The sequence below is a fragment of the Pseudoscardovia suis genome, from assembly GCF_002797875.1.
Classification (GTDB): Bacteria; Actinomycetota; Actinomycetes; order Actinomycetales; family Bifidobacteriaceae; genus Pseudoscardovia; species Pseudoscardovia suis.
On record NZ_PGFC01000002.1, the window covers coordinates 92,320 to 112,216 of the forward strand.

General features: G+C 58.5%; 18 protein-coding genes and 2 tRNA genes. 16 read left to right on the forward strand and 4 right to left on the reverse strand.

All coding sequences use genetic code 11. The features are described 5' to 3' along the window. Positions 1–440: 440 nt before the first annotated feature. Positions 441–1,328 (reverse strand): FAD:protein FMN transferase, encoded by an 888-nt coding sequence (locus tag CLV65_RS03035; protein WP_094691370.1) that lies wholly within the window; start codon positions 1,326–1,328, stop codon positions 441–443. 371 nt (positions 1,329–1,699) lie between these two features. On the opposite strand from CLV65_RS03035, the gene CLV65_RS08695 reads away from it, so the two are divergent. The 7 genes from CLV65_RS08695 to CLV65_RS03065 all read left to right on the forward strand — a co-directional run bounded on the left by CLV65_RS08695 (position 1,700) and on the right by CLV65_RS03065 (position 5,210). Further along, entirely contained in the window at positions 1,700–1,840 is a 141-nt protein-coding gene (locus CLV65_RS08695; protein ID WP_157847203.1) for a hypothetical protein, read from the forward strand. Between the two features lie 89 nt (positions 1,841–1,929). Further along, positions 1,930–2,223 (forward strand): 30S ribosomal protein S6, encoded by a 294-nt coding sequence (gene rpsF / locus CLV65_RS03040; RefSeq protein ID WP_094691369.1) that lies wholly within the window; start codon positions 1,930–1,932, stop codon positions 2,221–2,223. Positions 2,224–2,438: 215 nt separating this feature from the next. Further along, complete coding sequence (gene ssb, locus CLV65_RS03045) at positions 2,439–3,068, forward strand: single-stranded DNA-binding protein (RefSeq protein WP_094691410.1); 630 nt, start codon at positions 2,439–2,441, stop codon at positions 3,066–3,068. A 66-nt stretch (positions 3,069–3,134) separates the two neighbouring features. Beyond that, positions 3,135–3,383, forward strand: coding sequence for a 30S ribosomal protein S18 (gene rpsR, locus CLV65_RS03050; protein ID WP_094691368.1), 249 nt, complete (start codon positions 3,135–3,137; stop codon positions 3,381–3,383). A 28-nt stretch (positions 3,384–3,411) separates the two neighbouring features. Further along, positions 3,412–3,864, forward strand: coding sequence for a 50S ribosomal protein L9 (gene rplI / locus CLV65_RS03055; protein ID WP_094691367.1), 453 nt, complete (start codon positions 3,412–3,414; stop codon positions 3,862–3,864). A gap of 208 nt (positions 3,865–4,072) precedes the next feature. Beyond that, entirely contained in the window at positions 4,073–4,642 is a 570-nt protein-coding gene (locus CLV65_RS03060; RefSeq protein ID WP_211278419.1) for a GtrA family protein, read from the forward strand. Between the two features lie 220 nt (positions 4,643–4,862). Further along, complete coding sequence (locus CLV65_RS03065) at positions 4,863–5,210, forward strand: phenylpyruvate tautomerase MIF-related protein (RefSeq protein WP_094691365.1); 348 nt, start codon at positions 4,863–4,865, stop codon at positions 5,208–5,210. A 164-nt stretch (positions 5,211–5,374) separates the two neighbouring features. On the opposite strand, the gene CLV65_RS03070 is transcribed toward CLV65_RS03065, so the two are convergent. Next, positions 5,375–6,625, reverse strand: coding sequence for a LacI family DNA-binding transcriptional regulator (locus CLV65_RS03070; protein ID WP_094691364.1), 1,251 nt, complete (start codon positions 6,623–6,625; stop codon positions 5,375–5,377). 386 nt (positions 6,626–7,011) lie between these two features. Here CLV65_RS03070 and galE point away from each other — a divergent pair, with 386 nt between their 5' ends. The 7 genes from galE (at position 7,012) to CLV65_RS03105 (ending at position 13,472) form a co-directional block, all read left to right on the forward strand. After that, on the forward strand, positions 7,012–8,013 hold the full coding sequence (galE, locus tag CLV65_RS03075; RefSeq protein WP_094691363.1) for a UDP-glucose 4-epimerase GalE: 1,002 nt from the start codon (positions 7,012–7,014) through the stop codon (positions 8,011–8,013). A gap of 275 nt (positions 8,014–8,288) precedes the next feature. Next, a complete protein-coding gene (locus CLV65_RS03080; RefSeq protein WP_094691362.1) occupies positions 8,289–9,476 on the forward strand; it encodes a pyridoxal phosphate-dependent aminotransferase in 1,188 nt (395 codons plus the stop codon). Positions 9,477–9,478: 2 nt separating this feature from the next. Beyond that, positions 9,479–10,171 (forward strand): histidine phosphatase family protein, encoded by a 693-nt coding sequence (locus tag CLV65_RS03085; protein ID WP_094691361.1) that lies wholly within the window; start codon positions 9,479–9,481, stop codon positions 10,169–10,171. Between the two features lie 8 nt (positions 10,172–10,179). Continuing rightward, entirely contained in the window at positions 10,180–11,067 is an 888-nt protein-coding gene (locus tag CLV65_RS03090) for a hypothetical protein (protein WP_094691360.1), read from the forward strand. 191 nt (positions 11,068–11,258) lie between these two features. After that, complete coding sequence (gene gltX, locus CLV65_RS03095; protein ID WP_094691359.1) at positions 11,259–12,776, forward strand: glutamate--tRNA ligase; 1,518 nt, start codon at positions 11,259–11,261, stop codon at positions 12,774–12,776. Positions 12,777–13,290: 514 nt separating this feature from the next. Continuing rightward, positions 13,291–13,363 (forward strand) — tRNA-Glu (locus CLV65_RS03100). Between the two features lie 37 nt (positions 13,364–13,400). Continuing rightward, positions 13,401–13,472, forward strand: a tRNA-Gln gene (locus tag CLV65_RS03105). Positions 13,473–14,547: 1,075 nt separating this feature from the next. On the opposite strand, the gene CLV65_RS03110 is transcribed toward CLV65_RS03105, so the two are convergent. Further along, entirely contained in the window at positions 14,548–15,180 is a 633-nt protein-coding gene (locus CLV65_RS03110; RefSeq protein WP_157847204.1) for a VanZ family protein, read from the reverse strand. Positions 15,181–15,583: 403 nt separating this feature from the next. On the opposite strand from CLV65_RS03110, the gene CLV65_RS03115 reads away from it, so the two are divergent. Continuing rightward, entirely contained in the window at positions 15,584–17,179 is a 1,596-nt protein-coding gene (locus tag CLV65_RS03115) for a metallophosphoesterase family protein (protein WP_094691357.1), read from the forward strand. Positions 17,180–17,459: 280 nt separating this feature from the next. On the opposite strand, the gene CLV65_RS03120 is transcribed toward CLV65_RS03115, so the two are convergent. Then, the gene (locus CLV65_RS03120; RefSeq protein ID WP_094691356.1) at positions 17,460–18,260 is read right to left on the reverse strand and encodes an IclR family transcriptional regulator; all 801 of its coding nucleotides are present in this window, start codon (positions 18,258–18,260) and stop codon (positions 17,460–17,462) included. Positions 18,261–18,433: 173 nt separating this feature from the next. Here CLV65_RS03120 and leuC point away from each other — a divergent pair, with 173 nt between their 5' ends. Further along, the gene (leuC, locus tag CLV65_RS03125) at positions 18,434–19,837 is read left to right on the forward strand and encodes a 3-isopropylmalate dehydratase large subunit (RefSeq protein WP_094691355.1); all 1,404 of its coding nucleotides are present in this window, start codon (positions 18,434–18,436) and stop codon (positions 19,835–19,837) included. Positions 19,838–19,897 lie beyond the last annotated feature (60 nt).

The window sequence follows — 19,897 nt, forward strand, 5'->3', positions numbered from 1 at the left end:
AATCTTTGCGAAGGAACCTCCGCGAGCTGTATGGCACAGCTTGCGGAGGTTCCTTTTTGCCTGGACGTCGGTTGTTGTTGAGTATAGGTGGGCTGACGAAGGTCGGTGCTGAATGGGTGTCTGTGAGGGGCTGTTGAACGGGTTTGCCCGATGGTCCGCCGGACAGAGGTCTTTTCTAGGGCTCGCTTGTTTTCCGAGAAAAAGAAATGGGTGTGGTCGGGGAGAACCCTCGACCACACCCTGAGACAAGAGGAGTGAAGGATAAGTCTTGAATTATGCGCCTGCTCATTGCGAAATCACCCAAGCCTTGCATGGGATGCCGCGCGTAGTCTCCATCGCGGGTTTCCGCTAGGCGGCGTATACGCAGGCTCCATGCAGTGGCGCAGTGGAGGCAACTGTGCAGGCGACTGTGGATTCAGCGTGCTCGCAAGCCGAGCGGCTCAGGCATTGAGCACCATGAAGTCCGGGCGAGGATCGCCAACGAGCAATCCCGGAACCGACGAGACTTCACCCGCCTTGACGTTGTAGAGGTTTTCTCCATCCGTCAGGACGATGGCGTTCAGCTTGTTGCGCTGTGCCAAATCCATGAAGTTATTGGTACCGGCTGCCAGTGCAGCGGTGGACCAGACATCGGCCAGTGCCAGGTCAGGCGACACGATTGTCGTCTGCTCGCAGTCACGTGGTCCCATGAAGTGGAAGTTCGGCGAAATCATGTTCGCGAACGTCGTCGAGATGGCGCCGTTGCGAAGCACGACCTGCTGAAGCGGGGCACTGGAATCAAGCGAGTTCTTGATCGGGATGTTCCAGTTCGTCTCGAAGTCGCTGTTGGTTGCGTAAATCGTATCGTTACGCGAACCAAGGGAAGCGGACTGAACAATGTCTTTCTCGACGAGCGGGCGCACGTAGCGGTTGAAGGCCTCGTTGATGGCCCAGCCGCGCAGCATTCCAAACGGGTCAAGCTTGCCCTCGCGGAAAGGCTGGAAGTAACCCTCAGTGACGCGGTGTGCTTCAACGCACTTGGACACCACCTGAAGGAAGTCGTTGTTCTCGGACAATCCGGAATCATCGCCCCCGTTGTAGCGGGTCAGCAGTGACGTAGCCGACTTCGGGGAGAAGGTGTCCGACACGTACTTGAGGAACTTCTGAACCTCAATTGTCTGATCATCGAGGATGTTTTCATCCTTGACTCTCATCTGCAAAACATATGTTGCACCATCAACGGGCAGGACGCGGAGATGGAGCTGCTCAACCGGCTTGGTGTCGTTATCGGCTTTGTCGTCCCCGCGGCCGAATAGATGGAAACGCGAAGAAAATCCTGCGGCGGTCATTTTTGGCTCCTTTCATATCGTCGAACCTGTATGGTGGACAGGTCGGTTTGATAGGGAAGACAGCTCCGCCTTATGGGCGTTGCATATGAGCCTTAAACAGCACGGCACTCCTCGTCGCTCTGCTCTGAGCTCTATCCCTACCTAAACCTAGGTTCCTCTTGCAGTTTTTTATTCTAGCAGTCTGGCGCTGGTCGACGTCGGCGTGTCGTGTGCAAATCGTGAAAAATTTTGATACATCGAACACTTCAAAGCGGTTGATTTTGCCGTGGTGAAACGTTTTTGCAAACTGTAAAAATTCCAGAATCAATGCTCTGAATCCTTGGAATCTTGCCTGTTTGGCTTGGTTCCGTTGTGTCGAACGTGGGGAAATCATGGGTGAAGGCGCGACCATTGTGCATATCGCTCAAATGACTTTGTGGGAACACGTGCGTATGACAGATTTCGAGAAAAGTGGTATGCGTGCGGTCGGTGGGTTGGTGTATTTTAGTGGAGTTGCTTTGGTGAAAGCATGACAGTGAATGCATGCGATTCGCTGGGCAGCGCGCTTACACACTCCTGTTGCGGGAACGTCCCGTAACCATTAGCCCGAAGGAGGTGGGTGATGTCTGCGCATAAATATGAACTGATGCTCATCGCTAATCCTGAGCTCGACGAGCACGCACTGCGTAAGCTCGTGGATCAGTATCTGGAAACCGTCACCAATGAAAAGGGTACGGTTGACGACATCAACGTGTGGGGTCGTCGCAAGCTTGCCTACGAGATCAACGGCAAGACCGAAGGCAACTACGTTGTGGTCAACTACACCGCTGAGCCGACGACTTCCGATGAGCTCGATCGTCTGTTGAACCTCAACGAGGCAATCGTCCGCACCAAGATTCTGCGCAAGGACAAGTAAGTCCATCTGCGCGCAGGTCGCGGATGCTGAATGTCCTGACTCGGAAACCTTTCCATCACACTCAGGCGGACATGTGAAAAACACACGTGTCTGCAGGAAACATGAGTCTACGGGGTAGTCCGATATACAATTGTCTGACTTCAAACCGCAGATTTGGAAAACCTATGCAGTGTGCAGCTGTGCAAGGCAGTTGCGAGATAAGGAGCATGAGCAAGATGGCTGGAGAAACCCCGATTACCGTTATTGGGAACCTGGTGCAGGATCCTGAGCTGCGCAACGTGGGCAAGGGAACCGTATGCGATTTCCGCATTGCCTCTACGCCGCGCACCTACAACCGCACTTCCCAGCAGTGGGAAGACGGCTCCACGCTGTTTCTGACGTGCTCGGCTTGGGACAGCCAGTATCAAACGCTGGCTTCCAACATCAAGGCCACTTTGAGCAAGGGCATGCGCGTGATCGTGCAGGGCAACCTGACGTCTCGCTCATACACCGCGCAGGATGGTTCTCAACGCACTGTGTTTGAAATCCACGTGAATGAGATCGGTCCCGCTCTGTCGCGAGCCACTGCAGTTGTCACCCGCGCCGGCGGTACCGGTGGCTATGGCAACGGCGCAAACGGTTACAACGGCGGTGCCAACGCACAGCGCGGCGGATACTCCGGTGGCGCACGCGGTGGCTATGGCAGCAATGCCCCGGCCGCTGCCCCCGCAGCACAGCCCGCTCCCACCCAGGATGTCTGGGGCGTGGAATCGCAGGGAGCACAAAGCTTCGGAAGTTTCGGGCACTCCGGTTCTTCCGACGCAGGTTCCGGTGATGATGAGTTTTCCGCAGGTGTGGATTTCTAATTCAATCATTGATTGACATATCGCACACGACCTGTCACAAACATTTAGATTTAAAGGAGCATATTTATGTCACGCAAGAGGCCGCAGCCCCCTGTTAAGCCGTTCAAGAAGAAGCCGAACCCGCTTCGCGCCGCCCATGTCAAGGAGATTGACTACAAGGACGTCGCACTGCTGCGCAAGTTCATTTCCGACCGCGGCAAGATCCGTTCCCGCCGTATCACTGGCGTCACCGTGCAGGAACAGCGCGAGATCTCCAAGGCGATCAAGAACGCCCGCGAGATGGCGCTTCTGCCCTACGCCTCCAACGGTCGCTGAACCGGAAGTCGGAAAGGATTGAACGAAAATGTCTAAGTCCGTTAAGGTCATCCTGACCAAGACCGTGTCCAACCTTGGCCAGTCCGGCGACGAAGTCCACGTCAAGGCCGGCTATGCCCGCAACTTCCTGTTCCCGCAGGGGCTCGCCTTCGCATGGAGCAAGGGCGCAGGCAAGCAGGTTGAGGCTCTCAAGCGCGCTCGCCGCGCCAAGGCCCTCGCTTCCCGCGAAGACGCCGTGGCAGCAAAGAACGCCATTGAAGGTAGCGTCGTGACCATCGCTGCCAAGGTCTCCGAGTCCGGCAAGCTCTTCGGTGGCGTGAACGCCGCCGCTATCGCTGCCGCTCTCAAGGAAGCTGGCAACGCTGTTGAGGCTTCCGCCATCACGGTGGAACCCATCAAGACCACGGGTGAGTTCCCGGCAGAGGTGCAGCTGCATCCTGAAATCTCCGCGAAGTTCACCGTCAAGGTTGTCGCTGAGTAAGTCTGATTCAGACTGAGCGCCGGGCGGGACCCTGCAAGCGCCGTGAAGTCGTGTCCGATGGCATTCCATCCGGTGAAATCACGACGTGTTTGCTGCAGGCACACTCATGAAATCGGCCGCCGTATGTTGTGTTCGCAGCATACGACGGCCGATTCTTTTATGTGTATTGTCTGCGGCTTGTTCCCGCGGTATGCGTATCATCAGTCGCGTGGAAAAACTGTTTGAACAGGTAGTGAAGTTCGGCATCGTCGGCATCATTGCATTCTTTATCGATTGGGGCATCCTCAATCTGCTCGTCATCTTCCTGCATATGAATGCAACGGTGGCGGCAACCATTTCGTTCCTCATTTCGCTGTGTTTCAACTACATCGCCAGCATGAAGTATGTGTTCGTGCACCGCGATGACATGGCGCGTTGGATGGAAATGCTGATCTTCCTGCTCAGCTCTGCCATCGGTCTGCTGATCAATGACGCCATTATCTGGTGCTTCACAACGGTTATCATCGACCCGTCGGTGGCCGTGACCAACCACCCTCGATACACGTTGTACGCCAACATCGGCAAGCTCATCGCAACCGTCGTGGTGGCAGTATGGAATTTTGCAATTCGTAAGTGGCTGCTCGATGCTCCGGATCCTAGCAAGCCGGTTAACGAGCATTCCGCTGCGCATCGTCTCGGCACTTGGTCGCTGACACATGGACCGGGCGCCGCCCACCGCATGCAGAAAGCAGAACAGACGGCGGACGCATCTACGCCCACCAGTGAACACAAGCGCTAGGCGGTACGTTTTAGAACACAGCGGCGACAAGCGCCAGCCATACCCCTGTGTGCAGGACTTCCGCTGCTTGAAGCAATCGCCTCGATTCACCCTCATTGCCTTTACAATGAGGGTGAATCCGTTTATGCGCGTGCCTTCGCAGACGATTGGCATGGTCCAGATGGATGTGCTGGAGCCATGGATCGCTGGGGAAGGGCGACTATCGAGGAATCGAGGAACAATGCCCGTTATTCATACCCATGTCAGCACTCCGCTCACCGCTGAAAACCGTGAACATCTCAAGACGGCATACGGCAAGGCGATCACAGCCGTGCCTGGCAAGTCCGAGGGATGGCTCATGTGCCCGTTCGAATCCGATATGCCGATTTACTTTGGCGGCGACGATTCCCAGCCCGCGGCATACGTGGAGGTCAACGTGTTCGGCAGCTCCGTGCCTAAGTCCGCATGGGAAAAGCTGACGCATGCCATCATGGCAGCGCTGAACTCCGAGCTGGAGATTCCCGAGGACCGCATATACATCCGCTACACCGCAACCACCGATTGGGGTTGGAACGGCGGCAATTTCTAGCCGTTCCACGTTTCTCTCCGCCCTGGAATCCGCCCTGGAATACGCCTTGGATTCCAGGGTTGGGTTCCACGGTTGGATTCCACAGCGGAATCTTGCAGAGGAATCCCACATGGCGCCAGGCGGTCCGGTTGGCGACCCGCCTGGGTCGGTCAGCTCTGTGGGGCTCAGCCAAGTCTGTGGAATCTTTTCATTGTTGCGTAAACCGGAGTGGAGTCATCCAATTCGGCCGATTGCACAGGTGGCATGTCGTTGATGGTGCTGCCTCGCAATTCCAGCGTCGTCCCGAACAACAGATGGCAGGGAGCCTTCACTGATTCGTTGTCGGTAATCATGCCGTGAAGCAGCATCGCCGAGGCTTGGCCCATCGCCGATGTGTTGAGCGTGAGTGTGCTCAATTCGGGATACACCTGCTGGGTTATGGGCGTGCCTTGGAACGTGATGAGGCTGACTTCATGGGGCACGTCTATGCCACCTTCATGCAGCGCTTGCAGCGCCCCCACACCCATGGCGTCCGCGCAACAAAGAAACGCTTGGGGACGTGCGTTCCGATGCTCCATCATCGCCTGCCTCATGAGTTTATAGCCACTATCCGCTGTGATCTGCCCGCGGTATACATAGCTGGGCACGAACAGGTTGCGTTGCGTCATGTAGTCGCGGAACGCGCGGAGGAACGGGTCGTCATACATCACGTTTTGCTTGGAGAACTGCAAGTCAGTGCAGAGCAGTCCGATACGTGTCTGCCCGCGGCTGATGAAGAAATCAAGTGCGGCGATAACTGACGATTCGATGTCGGGCGTGACGCAATTGCAACGTTTGGCGGTCGTGTCGGTGTAGATGGACAGCAATGGCTTTCGGAACTTTTGCAAATGCACGATTTCTCGTGAGTCGAAGATTCCGACGGCTGCGATGGCGTCGGCAGGGTGGTCGGTGAGTTGCTCAACGACCTGCGGCAGGCTGCCGTTGAGACGCATCACGGTATAGCCCAGCTGTTCCAGTTTGTTTTCCAATGGCACGCGAATGTAATACGCGAACATCTCTTCGCCTTTGAAAAACGGCGCGATTCTTTGCACCACCGCCACGGTTTTGTGACCGTCGCGACCGGCTGATCCATGTGTGGTCCGGCGGTTTTTGTGATATCCCATTTGCGTGGCGACCGAGAAGATGCGGTCGCGGGTCGTGCTGCTCACTGACAGGGTGTCGTCGTTGTTGAGCACGCGGGAGACGGTGGCGGCTGAGACTCCGGCGACTTTGGCAACATCGCGGATGGTGGGGGACTTGCGGCTCCGCTTCTTGGCGCTGCCGGTCGGTGATGCGCTCGTGGTGGCTTTGGCGTAGTTACCTGATGGCGTGGTGTCTGCTGCAGCCGCAGTCGGGGCTGCGGTATTGGGCGAGGCGGATGGATGAAACTCGTTCATGGTTGCTCATCTTCGATTCGTGGTGATGATTCGCGGCGATTCACAGTCATTCGAGAGGAATAAGCATGATATCGTTCGTGTGCTAACCGTCTGTTTAGTAAACATAGCATACAGTTTTATCGAGGCAGGCGCTGCTTGTTTCTGCGGGCGCTGCTTATTGCGGATTTTCGCGGATCGTTGCTGATTGTCTCGGCAGGCGCTGATCTGCCTGGCAGAGCGTGGGCGTGCGCGGATTCGTAGGAATGCGCAGATTCGTGTATGCAGACGCGTTGAGAGATGTCCGCCCCTGCCTACAATGGAGACGGTGCGCAGATGGCTACGGCTGTTGCGGACTGCGATACAAAGCAACAAAGCGCGGTGCATGGCATCTGCGCGAAGGAGTGGGAATGACTGTATTGGTGCTGGGGGGAGCCGGTTACATCGGTTCACATATGGTTGACCGTCTCGTTGAGCGAGGCGAAGAGAAGGTCGTCGTGGTCGACAGCTTGGTGACGGGACACCGTGCCGCTGTCAATCCCGCGGCGAAGTTCTATCAGGGCGATCTGGCGGACCAGGATTTCATGCGTCGTGTGTTCCACGAAAATCCGGACATTGACGCGGTCATTCATTTCGCTGCGTTCTCGCTTGTCGCTGAATCGATGGGCAATCCGCTCAAGTACTTCGATAACAACACCGCTGGCATGATCAAGCTGCTGGAAGTCATGAACGAGGTCGGTGTCAAGCGCATTGTGTTCTCGTCCACCGCTGCCACTTATGGCATCCCCGACAGCATGCCGATTCATGAGGATGACCCGCAGAGGCCGATCAATCCTTATGGCGAGAGCAAGCTCATGATGGAGAAGATCATGCGCTGGTCCGACGCCGCATACGGCATCAAGTTCGTGGCGCTGCGTTACTTCAACGTTGCCGGCGCCAAGCCGGACGGCTCCATCGGCGAGGACCACAATCCCGAAACTCACCTGCTGCCCATCGTGCTTCAGGTGGCGCAGGGCAAGCGCGATATGCTCAAGATCTTCGGCAACGATTACAACACGCCCGACGGCACGAATGTGCGCGATTACGTGCATCCGTTTGATCTGGCGGACGCTCACATCCTCGCCGTCAAGTATCTGCGTGATGGCAATCCATCCGACGCTTTCAACCTCGGTTCGTCCACGGGCTTTTCGAACCTGCAAATTCTCGAAGCCGCCCGTCGTGTGACCGGCAAGGAGATTCCGGCACAGATGGCGCCGCGCCGTCCCGGCGACCCCGACACGTTGATCGCTGCATCCGACAAGGCGCGTTCCGTGCTGGGATGGAAGCCTCAGTTCGATAACATCGACAAGATCATCGCCTCGGCATGGGCATGGCATTCCACCCATCCGAATGGGTACGACGACCGCAACTAATGCTGCGCATGACCCTGGTGGCACGCCCTCGCTGGCTGCGTCACCAGGGTCTTTTGCATAAACCGCCACTAGTGGGACCAGTCGCAATCCTGTGGAATCCGTTTTGGGGTTCACCGTGCGGAAACCGATGCGACACATGTGAATGGATTCGGGATAATGGTGTGTGTCGCCAAAGCCATTGAGTAATGTTGGTTGTGAGTATGTGTCGATCAAATATGATGGCTAGTTGACGGCATGGCGCAGTCCCGCGGGGAACGTGAAAGGAAGGACATCGCATGAGTTCTCAGGAAGTCAAGGAATTCAGCCTGCTGGGCATGGTTCCGAATGCAATCAAGAATTCCGAGGCATCGTTGATTCGCACGTTCGATGCTTATGCCAGCCAGTTCGAAGGTGTCATCCGTCTGACGCTCGGTGAGCCTGATTTCGACACTCCGCAAAAGATCAAGGACGCTGCCGTCCAATCCCTGAAAGACAACCACACGCATTATCCGCAGACCGTGGGTACCCCGGAGTTCCGGAAAGCGGTGTGCGAGTTCCTGAAGCGCCGCCGCGGATTGGATTACCAGCCGGACCAGATTATCGCCACCATTGGTGCCAGCGAGGCCTTGCGTTCGGCGATGTCGGCGCTTATCTCTCCCGGCGATGTGGTGATTGTGCCGACGCCGGCATTCGGATTCTATGAAACGATTGCCCGACAGCTGGGCGCGCAGGTCGTGCGCATCGACACATCCCGCTCCGATTTCAAGCTCAGCCCCGAAACCCTTAACCGCACGCTTGCTGCGCTGGAAGACGTCAACACGCTGCTCGTGCTCAACTACCCGAACAACCCCACCGGCGTGAATCCCACGCGCGCTGAAATCAAGGCGCTCGCGGATGTGGTGGCGCGTCACAAGGCCGCAGTGATCAGCGATGAGGTCTATGCGCTCATTGCCTATGACGAGCCGACGACCTCCATCGCCGAGTTCCTGCCGGATCGCACGGTGCTCGTGGATTCCTGCTCCAAGACGCTTGCCATGACCGGATGGCGTCTTGGCTATGTGGCGGCGCCGAAAGAAATCATTCCGCAGATTGCGAAAGTGCACCAGAGCACCGTCGCCACGGCCCCCCGCCCTGCAATGGATGCGGCAGTGGTGGGTTACCGCGATTGCGATGATGACGTGGATGCGATGGTCGAGGAATACCACACCCGTCGCAACCTGCTGTATTACGGCTTGAAGGCGCAGGGCTTTGACTGCGTTCCCTCCGCTGGCGCGTTCTACCTGTATGCACGCATTCCGGATTCCTTCGCAGACACGATGACCTTCTGCAAGGCGATGGTTGAAAAAGCCAAGGTGGCGGCCGTGCCCGGCGACGCATTCGAAAAGAACTCCCGTTATGTGCGCTTCAGCTACGCCACAAGCCAGGAGAACCTGCGTGAGGCATTGCACCGCATCTCTGCCTGGAAGGCGAAGGAAGGCTTCTGAGCGTGACATACACGACGATTCACTTCGTGCGGCATGGCGAGGTTTACAATCCTGGCCACGTGCTGTATGAGAGGCTGCCTGGATACCATCTTTCTGACCGCGGTCGCTCGATGGCGCGTCGCACAGCCCGATACCTTGCAGCAAACGCCGGCCCGGCGCATGCCATCGCCGTGTATTCGTCACCGCTGGAACGGGCGCAGGAGACCGCAGGGTGCATTCTTGATGCGCTCAACGAATTGCGCGAGGCCGAAGGCGAACCGCAGCTGGAACTGCATACCGATGAGCGCCTCATCGAAGCGGGCAACGAATTTCGCGGCACCACTGTGGGCAAAGGCGACGGATCGCTGTGGCGCCATGGTCATTGGCGGCTGATCGGCAATCCATACAAGCCGTCATGGGGCGAAAGCTATCGTCACATCGCGGAACGCATGGTGGACTTCACTTACGATCTGCTGGATTCGCTGAGCGACCCTCCGCATGATTCCTCGCCTGCATTCTTCGGCAAGGATGTGATTGTCGTCAGCCATGAATCGCCTATCTGGTGCTTGCGCCGTGCCTTGGAGATTGGCAAGCCCGAACACAACATGTTGAGGCGCCAGACTGCGCTCGCATCCGTTACTTCGTTCACTTTTGAGAACGAAACTCATCGCTTGCTGGGATTGGCCTATGCCGATCCGGCCAAGCACGTGAAGTGAGGCGCATTATGAACAATTCTGATTGGAATGATCCCGAGCTGGTTCGCCGTTTGTGCGATGAAGCTCCCGTGCGCGACGCTGCGGAGACCGGGCAGCGCTTGATGGCGATGTGGCCGCTCACAAAGCCTCTGTATCTCGAGAACGACACGAAATACGCTGAGGAACTGCAAGTGCGGCTTACGCAGGAATTCGCCAAGCTCATCATCGGCGACCCTGAACTTGCACAATCCGTGACGCTTGCGGATGCCGACTTCGTGTATGAGGGCGCGCAATCCATCCCCGGCAGGCCGCAGGAGATCGTGGATGCATTGGTTGCCGCCAATGAAGCCTATGACGCCGCTGCCGATTATTCCGATGACGGTGATGCCCGGCACTTGGTGAGCGCAGCGCAGAAAACCGGCGCTCGCGTGGATTATGGCGAGGATGCCGAGCTGACCGGCGCAGCGGCGGAATTCGCACAGACTCTTGATGCCGGTGACGCATTCGTGGATCAAATCGAACAGGATTCACAGTCCTTGGGCGATCCCGTGGAACGTGTGTCCGTGGCGTTGTGCGCTGTCGGACTTGCGTTCTATGGGGCAATGCAGGCGTCTCGGGCGCTTGCTGAGTCCACCGACGGCAATCTTGTGGCAGGCATGATCAGCAGTGCGCTGTATTGCAATGAACTGGGCGAGCGCCATGGCGTGCCGCGGGTGTTTTTCGACGCAGACACGCTTGCAAAGCTGAATCGCCCGATGGAACCGGCGCAGTTCGTGCGCGCAGTGGCGCATGCTGCTTCGCTCGAATGGTCCCGTCATAAGGCGGATGTGGTGTGGGATCCCGATGCGGCGAAGGCCGATGCTGAGGAGGCCGACCGCAAACGTGAGCGTGAGGAACTGGCCAAGAAGTTCCAGTGAACGCGGCGCTGGCTTGGGTGTGAAGCTGGCGGCGGACCGTTGCGGCCTCTGTTGGCCGGTGGCGGTGGAGCGCCTGCGCAGTAGCGAACTCATGCGGCAGGATGCCTGCACGGTAGCCGACTCATGTGGCGGCGAGGGCTGCTTGCGGCACTGTGCTGCGATTCGTCTCACACTCGCGGCAAAATGGCGCTATGTCTGAAGATAACAATCGTCCGGAACTCCCGGAGAACGTTCGAGTTCGATTCTGCCCATCGCCCACCGGCACCCCGCACGTGGGCATGGTGCGCACAGCCCTGTTCAACTGGGCGGAGGCGCGTCACACCCATGGCACGTTCGTCTTCCGCATCGAAGACACCGATGCCGCTCGTGACACGGAGGAGAGCTACAACCAGATTCTCGACGCCCTCAATTGGCTGGGCATCGACTGGGACGAGGGCATCAACGTCGGCGGCCCGCACGGCCCCTACCGTCAGTCTGAACGCACGGACATCTACAAGGATGTCGCCGCCAAGCTTCTCGCGGCAGGATACGCCTACGAGTCCTACTCGACGCCGGAGGAGATCGAGGCGCGCAATGTGGCGGCAGGCCGTCCGAAGGCATTCGGCTACGATGGCTACGATCGCAACCTCACCGAGGAGCAGAAGGCTGCTTTCCGCGCAGAAGGCCGCAAGCCGGCGCTGCGCATCAAGATGCCCGATGAGGACATCACGTTTGTCGATCTCATTCGTGGTCCTATCGAGTTCAAGGCCGGTTCCGTGCCGGACTATGTGATCGTGCGCCCGAATGGCGATCCGCTGTACACGCTGACCAACCCGGTCGACGATGCAATGATGGAGATCAACGTCGTGCTGCGTGGCGAGGATCTGCTCAGCTCCACGCCGCGCCAGATCGTGCTCTACCGCTACCTGATGGAGCTCGGCATCGCCAAGCAGATTCCGCTGTTCGGCCACATGCCGTACGTCATGGGTCAGGGCAAGAAGAAGCTGTCGAAGCGCGATCCGGAATCCAATCTGTTCCTGCATCGCGAGCATGGCTTCATTCGTGAAGGCCTGCTTAACTACCTTGCGCTTCTCGGCTGGTCCATCGGCCCCGACCGCGATGTGTTCTCGATGGATGAGATGGTCGAGAAGTTCGATGTGCGTGACGTCAAGGCGAACCCGGCTCACTTCGACATTGACAAGGCGATCGCCATCAACGCCGAGCACATTCGCATGCTCGATCCGCAGGACTTCCTCAACCGTTCCGTGCCGTACTTGCACCGTGACGGCGTTGTGTCCGCTGATACGTGGGACGGCCTGACCGATCATGAGCGCGAGGTGCTCACTGCCGCTGCGCCGCTTGTGCAGCCGCGTGTGCGTCTGCTGGGCGAGGTCTCCGGCATGGTGGGCTCTCTGCTCTCTGATGCTTCCTACATTGAACCGGATGCTGATGCGCGCAAGACGCTCAAGGATTCCGCGGGCGATGTGCTGACGAAGGCGATTGCTGCGCTTGAGGCCGTGCCTGAAGGCGAGTGGAAGGCTGAGCATATTCATGACGTGCTCAACACTGCGCTCGTGGATGAGGCCGGTTACAAGCCGCGTCTCGCGTTTGGTCCTGTGCGCACGGCTCTGTCGGGTCGCCGCGTGTCGCCGCCGCTGTTTGAATCCGCCGAGATCATTGGCAAGGATGTCACCGTGGCGCGTCTCAAGGGGCTGCTCGAACACCTGTGATGCAGCGGGCGCCGCATGGTGCCTGTGATGCTGTGTCGCGGGCGGTGCCTGTTCGATGAATTAGGGCTGGGGCATGGTTAACATCATGCCCCAGCCTTTTGCGTTGGGTCGTGTGTGCCGGATTGTTTTCGCCGGGGTAGCGCTAGTTCATTGACCGGTTTGCGAGTATTAGTTCGATTGCTATGTATTGCTCGCGCGGGGTTGCTCGCGCAGGGATGTTTGCGCACCGGGGGTGCTTGTGTACTGGCTCGCTCTCGCCGAGTTGCTCGCGTCGAGTTGCTCGCGTCGGGATACTTGTCGTGGTTTGCCCACCGTGGCTTGTTTGTGTTGGTTTGTCTGTGTTGGTTTGCGCACTTATCTTGCAATCGGACGATCATGACGCGGATTGTCCGATTGCGAAAACCGCGGAATTCTGCGGCGACACGCCGAACGTTATTGCGATTTGCCTTATTGCGAATGAGGCGGTATATTATTCAACTGTTGCGCCGAGAGGTGTGACCGTGGAAAAGTGAATGCCCCTGTCGTCTAGCGGTCTAGGACTACGCCCTCTCACGGCGCCAACACCGGTTCAAATCCGGTCAGGGGTACGAAGTCTGGTTATTCCAGGCCCAGCTGAAAAGCTATTGGGGTATGGTGTAATTGGCAACACAGGTGATTCTGGTTCATCCATTCTTGGTTCGAGTCCAGGTACCCCAGCAAGTTGACGGAAACCGCACAATCGCGGCTTCCGTTTTTTGTTATTCTGTCGCTGCAGAATTGCAGTGCAGCTAATCTCTCTGTGGGCTCATTCTTCCCATGAGCCCCGTCTTCCCCAAGAGCCCGTCGCTTCTAATGGATTCGCCTCTTTCTATGAATCCTGTCTTTCCCCTGCAAGTCTCGTCTTTCCTCGTGAATCCGTCTTTTTCTCATGGATCCATCTCTCTTAGTGAATCCACCTCTTCCTGTGGATTCATCTTTCCCTATGGATTCTGCCTTTTCTCATGGATTTGCTTCTTCTCGTGGATTCCGTATTTCCCTGTGAATCCATACTTGACGGAGCCCCATGTCTGTCGCGCCTTACCGTTCCGCAATGTGCGAGTGGGCGCTGTCACATTGTGCGTTCATAGACCCTATGTGTGAGCGGCGGTTGGCACTTAGGCGGGTGGGGTGGTGTGTTTGGTTTGGGGTTTGGCTTGTTTGCTGGGTCGTGGTCTGCCGGGCTGTTGGGTTTGTGCCTATGTGTGAGTGGTGGCTGGCACATTGGGGCATGTTGCTGTGAGAGATACCGGATGAGTGGCTTGTTTCCGGTGGTTGCTGTGCGTCGGCGTGTGGGTTTGGCCTCTATGTGTGAGTGGCGGCTGGCACATAGCGGCGGTGATGTGCGTCGGCGGTGATATGCGTGAGCGGTGGCTGGCACTTAGGCGGCGAGGGCGTGCTGGATTGCCGGGGTGGCCTTATGTGTGAGCGGCGGTTGGCACTTAGGCGGGTGGGGTGGTGTGTTTGGTTCGGGGATTGGCTTGTTTGCTGGGGTCGTGGTTTGCCAGGCTGTTGGGTTTGGCCTCTATGTGTGAGTGGCGGATGGCACATTGGGGCATGTTGCTGTGAGGGATGCCGGATGAGTGGCTTGTTTCGGTGGTTGCTGTGCGTTGGCGTGTGGGTTTGGCTTTTATGTGTGAGTGGCGGCTGGCACTTAGGCGGCGAGGGTGTGCTGGATTGTCGGTGGCGGTGATATGTGCGGGTGACGGCTGGCACATTGGGGCATGTTGCTGTGAGGGGCGACGGGAGCCGTCCCTCACTTCGTGAGTGTCAGGAAGTGGCGGTCCATGCCAAAATGCCAGCCGTCAAGCATGGCGGATGAGATGATAAGCGCCCCTAGCATAATTCCGCCCACGTTGAGCACAATGTCGAGGATGTCAAAGATTCCCACGCTGAATATGTATTGTGCGCCTTCCACAATCAGCGCAAGCACCGCAGCGCCAATGGCGGTTTTCCACATTGATTTGATGAGCGCTTGCAACACCATGCCGAGGGGAAGAAAGATTGCAATATTCCACATCATGTCGAGCGGTGTGGATGCGAACTGCGCTCCGAACTGAGTGATGTCGAGATTGATGCCGCGAGTGCCGGGGGTGCGGTCAAACAGCACATACCACAGCGAGAAAAGGTATAGCAGGCCCACGGCGGCGGCGAACACCACTTCGAAGCGCTTTGCGAGCAACTGGAAGATGAATGCCCCAAAGATCACGCCGCTCAGCACCAAAATCGTGCCGGCGAAGATCCCTGGTCCGACTGCCGCATATGCCCCGTGGAATGCGGTGATGAGGCTCTGCCGTAGGTCAGTGAATGTGATGAGGGCGTATTGGAATATGAAAATCCACAAAATGCCGCACGTGACTGAAATGCTGGCGATCGTCCGCTTCTCCATCGAAGGCCTTTCCTTTGGGCGGCGGTGCGGAAGATGGCGCCTCCGCATGCCGTTCTGCTCTCGTTGCCTTCGTGGCGCGGCGTGATGATGACGCTGGACGAGGGCATTCCTCCTCTTGATGATACTTGCACTATGCGTCTTCTGCACAGATATCTAGGCGCAGACCCTAAGCGCAGAGAACCTATGCGGTTGTCTAGCTTCCGTCTTCGGCGACTGTTGTGGCGGCGGCGTGGATGCTTGGATGCGGGTATCCGGGTTTTTCGGTGTGGTCGTCTAGCCTCCGTCTTCGGCGACCCTTGCGATTTGTGGCGTGGATGCTTGGGGACGGATATCGTTGGCGTTGAATTGACTTGGAAACCGTGGTGACGCTAGCTGGTGCCATTCGCGGTCGTATGCTTGGAGCATGAGCATTCATCTTGATCCTCATCATCATGCTGCCGTGGGTGCCACCAAGGGAGAATCCGCCGCTGGTCAATCCGCTGCCGTGTCCGCCACCGGTCGACCGGCCGCCCAAACTGACCCGTCGTCCTTTGCCGCGTCGCAGGTGCCGGCGTCAGCGCAACCGGGGCGCCCGCTGTCGATTTCGGCACGATTGGGTCGTTTGCAATTCCATAATTCCGGCAAATTCCGCGTGCTGCAGCTCTCCGACATTCAGGATGGCCCCAAGGTGAGCGCTGACACCATCAAACTCATCGCGGCGGCGTGCGATGCCGCGCGTCCCGATCTTGTGGTGCTCACTGGCGATCAGATCGCTGGATATCATTCCGCTTACCGCGCCACATATCGCAAGCGCCGTTGGAATGATGCGCTTGACAGCATTATTGGCATGGGGCGTCAGGCCGTGAACTTCCTCGGCGACGCGTTCCAAGGGTTCCCTCAGATGCCGCAGCCGTCGCAATCCACGGTGCGTCAGCAAGAAAGCCTCGACGAGCGCGCACAGGAAGCCACCGACCCGCAGGATGTGCGTCGCCTCGAATATGAGCGCGACCTTGCGCGCACCCGCGACATGGTGCGGCAGTCGATCCAGCAGTTCATGCAGCCCATTGTGGACCGCGGCATTCCGTTCGTCGTCACCTACGGCAACCATGACTTCCAATGCGGTCTCGACAATGCGGAATTCGATGCCATGTTCCGCGAACTGCCCGGGTGTCTCAACGCTGAGGCGACGGTGGCCGAGCCATTGCGTCCCTTGCATGTGCCGGGGAGTGGCCTGCCTGACCAAGTGGTCTACACCGCCGAACCCGGCACGCTTGCGCTGCCGGTGAGCGATGTGCGCCATACCCGCACGGTGTTTGGCATTGTGTTGCTTGATTCGGGTGATTATGCGCGCGAGGGTGGCTATGGCACGCCGTCGACGACCGGGATGGAATTCCTGCGCCTTGCACCGCAGGCCATGGGCGGTGCGAAGTCCATTGTGTTCCAGCACATTCCGTTGCCGCAGTTCTATAACTTGCTGCGTGTCGTTCCTCCTACGGCGGCGTATGCCGTGCAGGGATACCGCACGTATGATTCTCAGACGTATCTGCTGGATGAAAGCGTGACGCAGCCCGGAAGCTTCCTGGGGGAGGGCATTAGCTGCCCGGATACCGATTGCGGTGAATTCGATGTGATGAAGCAGACGAACGGCTATTTCGCATTGTTCGCCGGGCATGACCACCGCAATGGTTTCGTGGGGGAATACGATGGCATGATGCTTGGCGCCACCCCGACGTGCGGCTTTGGCGCATATGGTCCCGCGCCGAGCATGAGAGCGGCGAGGCTGTTTGAGTTCGACATCCGCCACCCCTACAACCCGCGCACGCAGCTGCTGCAGTTCGGCGATCTCGTGGGCAAGCCCAGCAGTCACAAGGCGTATACCTATGCCATGAGCCATGTGCCGACGAATGCTGGCGATACATGGAACCTGTTGCGCAAGCCTAAGGTGTTCGGCGGTGTTGTGGCGGCGGTGGCGGGGCTGCTTGCCACGACGCTGTTCGGTGGCGGTCGCAAGCGCAGATAGTGCAAGAACGCAGATCGCACATAGTGCACAATGCACAATGCACATAGCGCACAGAACGCATAGTGCGCAGAACACACGAAGCGCGAAAAATACGAATGCGCCCCGAGGCTCCTCCGCGCACCCGCAATGGGGTGGCGGCGGAACCTCGGGGCGAATTGATGTGGCGCATGGCGCGGCACGTGGCGTAGCGCATGGCACGGCGCATGGAGCGGCGTCTGATGCGCGGCACGATGTGCAGCGTCTAATGCAGCAACGGCGGCTCAGTGCATGTCAGCGCATGTCAGTGCATGGCGTAGGCGCTGCCTTGCGCCTTGGCGAGAGTATCGCTCAGGTATTTCCCGGCGCTCATCACAAGAGGCGCGAAATGACGTCCCGGCGACGTGCCCATGCGATCGGTCGGTCCGGAGATGGAAATGGCGGCAATCACTTGGCCGGTGGCGTTGCGAATCGGTGCGGACACAGACGAGACGCCATGCTCGCGTTCGTTGACGGATTCCGCCCACCCGCGCTTGCGCACCGCGCTGAGTGTGGCAGTGGTGAAACGAGCGTGGCGCAGGCCCTGGTGCATCTGCTCGGGGTCTTCCCATGCCAGAAGGATGTGTGCGGCGGATCCCGCCTCCATCGAGAGCATGGCGCCCACCGGAATGGAATCACGCAGGCCCGATGCCCTTTCGACCGATGCGATGCATACGCGCTGGTCGCCTTGGCGGCGATAGATCTGGGCGGATTCACCCGTGCGGTCAAGCAGGGTCTGCAAAATCGGCTCGCATGCGGTGAGCAGGCGGTCCTCGCCGGCGGCGGCTGCCAGCTCGGCAAAGCGGGAGCCCAGTGTGAAACGTGCATGCTGGTCGCGCACAATGAAGCGATGCGCCTCGAGTGCCATTGCCAGGCGGTGCGCTGTGGGGCGCGCCAGACCGGTGTCGTTGACCAATTGAGCCAGTGTTGCGGGGCCGCGTTCCAGGGCATCGAGAATCAATGCCGTTTTGTCGAGCACTCCCACGCCCGAATGTATCTCCTCGAGTTTCGACGAGGCCTTTGTCCGTTGCGAAGACTGTGAATTACGTGAAGGTTGTGAAGCCATAACGATAGTATGCCATCTCATTATGTGAAATGCAAAAGTTTGATATGTGAGAACTGAAGCACAATCGAAGAGGAACAACACAGAGCGGCGTCGCGTCGTTGGGATGCCGGAATTCGACATGGATTCAGGATGCCGATGATTGACGATGCGCTCACGACTGAGGAGGTCATCCGATGGGAACAACGCTGGCCGAGAAAGTATGGAATGACCATCTCGTCCGCAAGGGTGAGAACGGCGCTCCGGACCTTATCTTCATCGACTTGCAGCTGATGCACGAAGTGACGAGCCCGCAGGCGTTCGAAGGCCTGCGCCTTGCCGGTCGCAAGCCGCGCCACGTGGAACTGACGATTGCAACCACCGACCACAACACGCCTACGGTGGACATCGACAAGCCCAATCCCGACAAGACGTCAGCGTTGCAGCTGAGCACCCTCGAGAAGAACTGCAAGGAGTTCGGCGTGCGCCTGCATGCGCTGGGCGACCCCGACCAAGGCATCGTGCATCAGGTGGGTCCGCAGCTGGGCCTTACACAGCCGGGCATGACCATCGTGTGCGGTGATTCCCATACGTCCACGCATGGCGCGTTCGGCGCCCTGGCGTTCGGCATCGGCACGTCGGAGGTCGAGCACGTGCTCGCCACCCAGACCCTGTCTCTCAAGCCGTTCAAGACGATGGCCGTGAACGTGGAAGGCGAACTGCCGTCGGACGTGACCGCCAAGGACATCATCCTCGCCATCATCGCCAAGATCGGCACCGGCGGTGGCCAGGGCCATGTCATCGAATACCGTGGTTCCGCCATCCGCAAGCTCAGCATGGAAGCGCGCATGACAATCTGCAACATGTCGATCGAGGCAGGCGCCCGCGCCGGCATGATCGCCCCTGACCAGATCACCTTCGACTACCTCAAGGGCCGTCCGCATGCGCCGGAAGGCGAGATGTGGGACAAGGCCGTCGAATACTGGAAGACGCTCAAGAGCGACGATGATGCGGTGTTCGACAAAGAGGTCACGCTCAAGGCGGAGGACCTCAAGCCGTTCGTGACCTGGGGCACTAACCCCGGCCAAGGCGCTCCGATCGACTCCGTGGTGCCCGATCCCGAGTCCTTCACGGACGAGACCAAGCGCGTCGCAGCCGAGCGTGCGCTCACATACATGGACCTCAAGCCGGGTCAGCCCATCAAGTCGATTCCCGTCGACACGGTGTTCATCGGCTCGTGCACAAACGGCCGCATCGAGGACCTTCGCGCCGCCGCGGCAGTGATGAAGGGACATCACAAGGCGGATTCCATCCACCGTGTGCTCGTGGTGCCGGCCAGCTCCCGCGTGCGCATCCAAGCGGAGAAGGAAGGCCTTGACAAGATCTTCAAGGACTTCGGAGCCGAATGGCGCAACGCCGGCTGCTCGATGTGCCTGGGCATGAACCCGGACAAGCTCGTGGCGGACGAACGTTCGATCTCCACATCCAACCGCAACTTTGAAGGTCGCCAGGGCAAGGGCAGCCGCACGCATCTGGCGTCGCCCGCAGTGGCGGCGGCCACCGCAATCCGTGGCACGATCTCCAGCCCCGCTGATCTGTGACCTGCGCTGCCTGCCGTGTGCTGCAGCCTGCGGTGCGCGGCAGGTGATTCGCGATTTAAT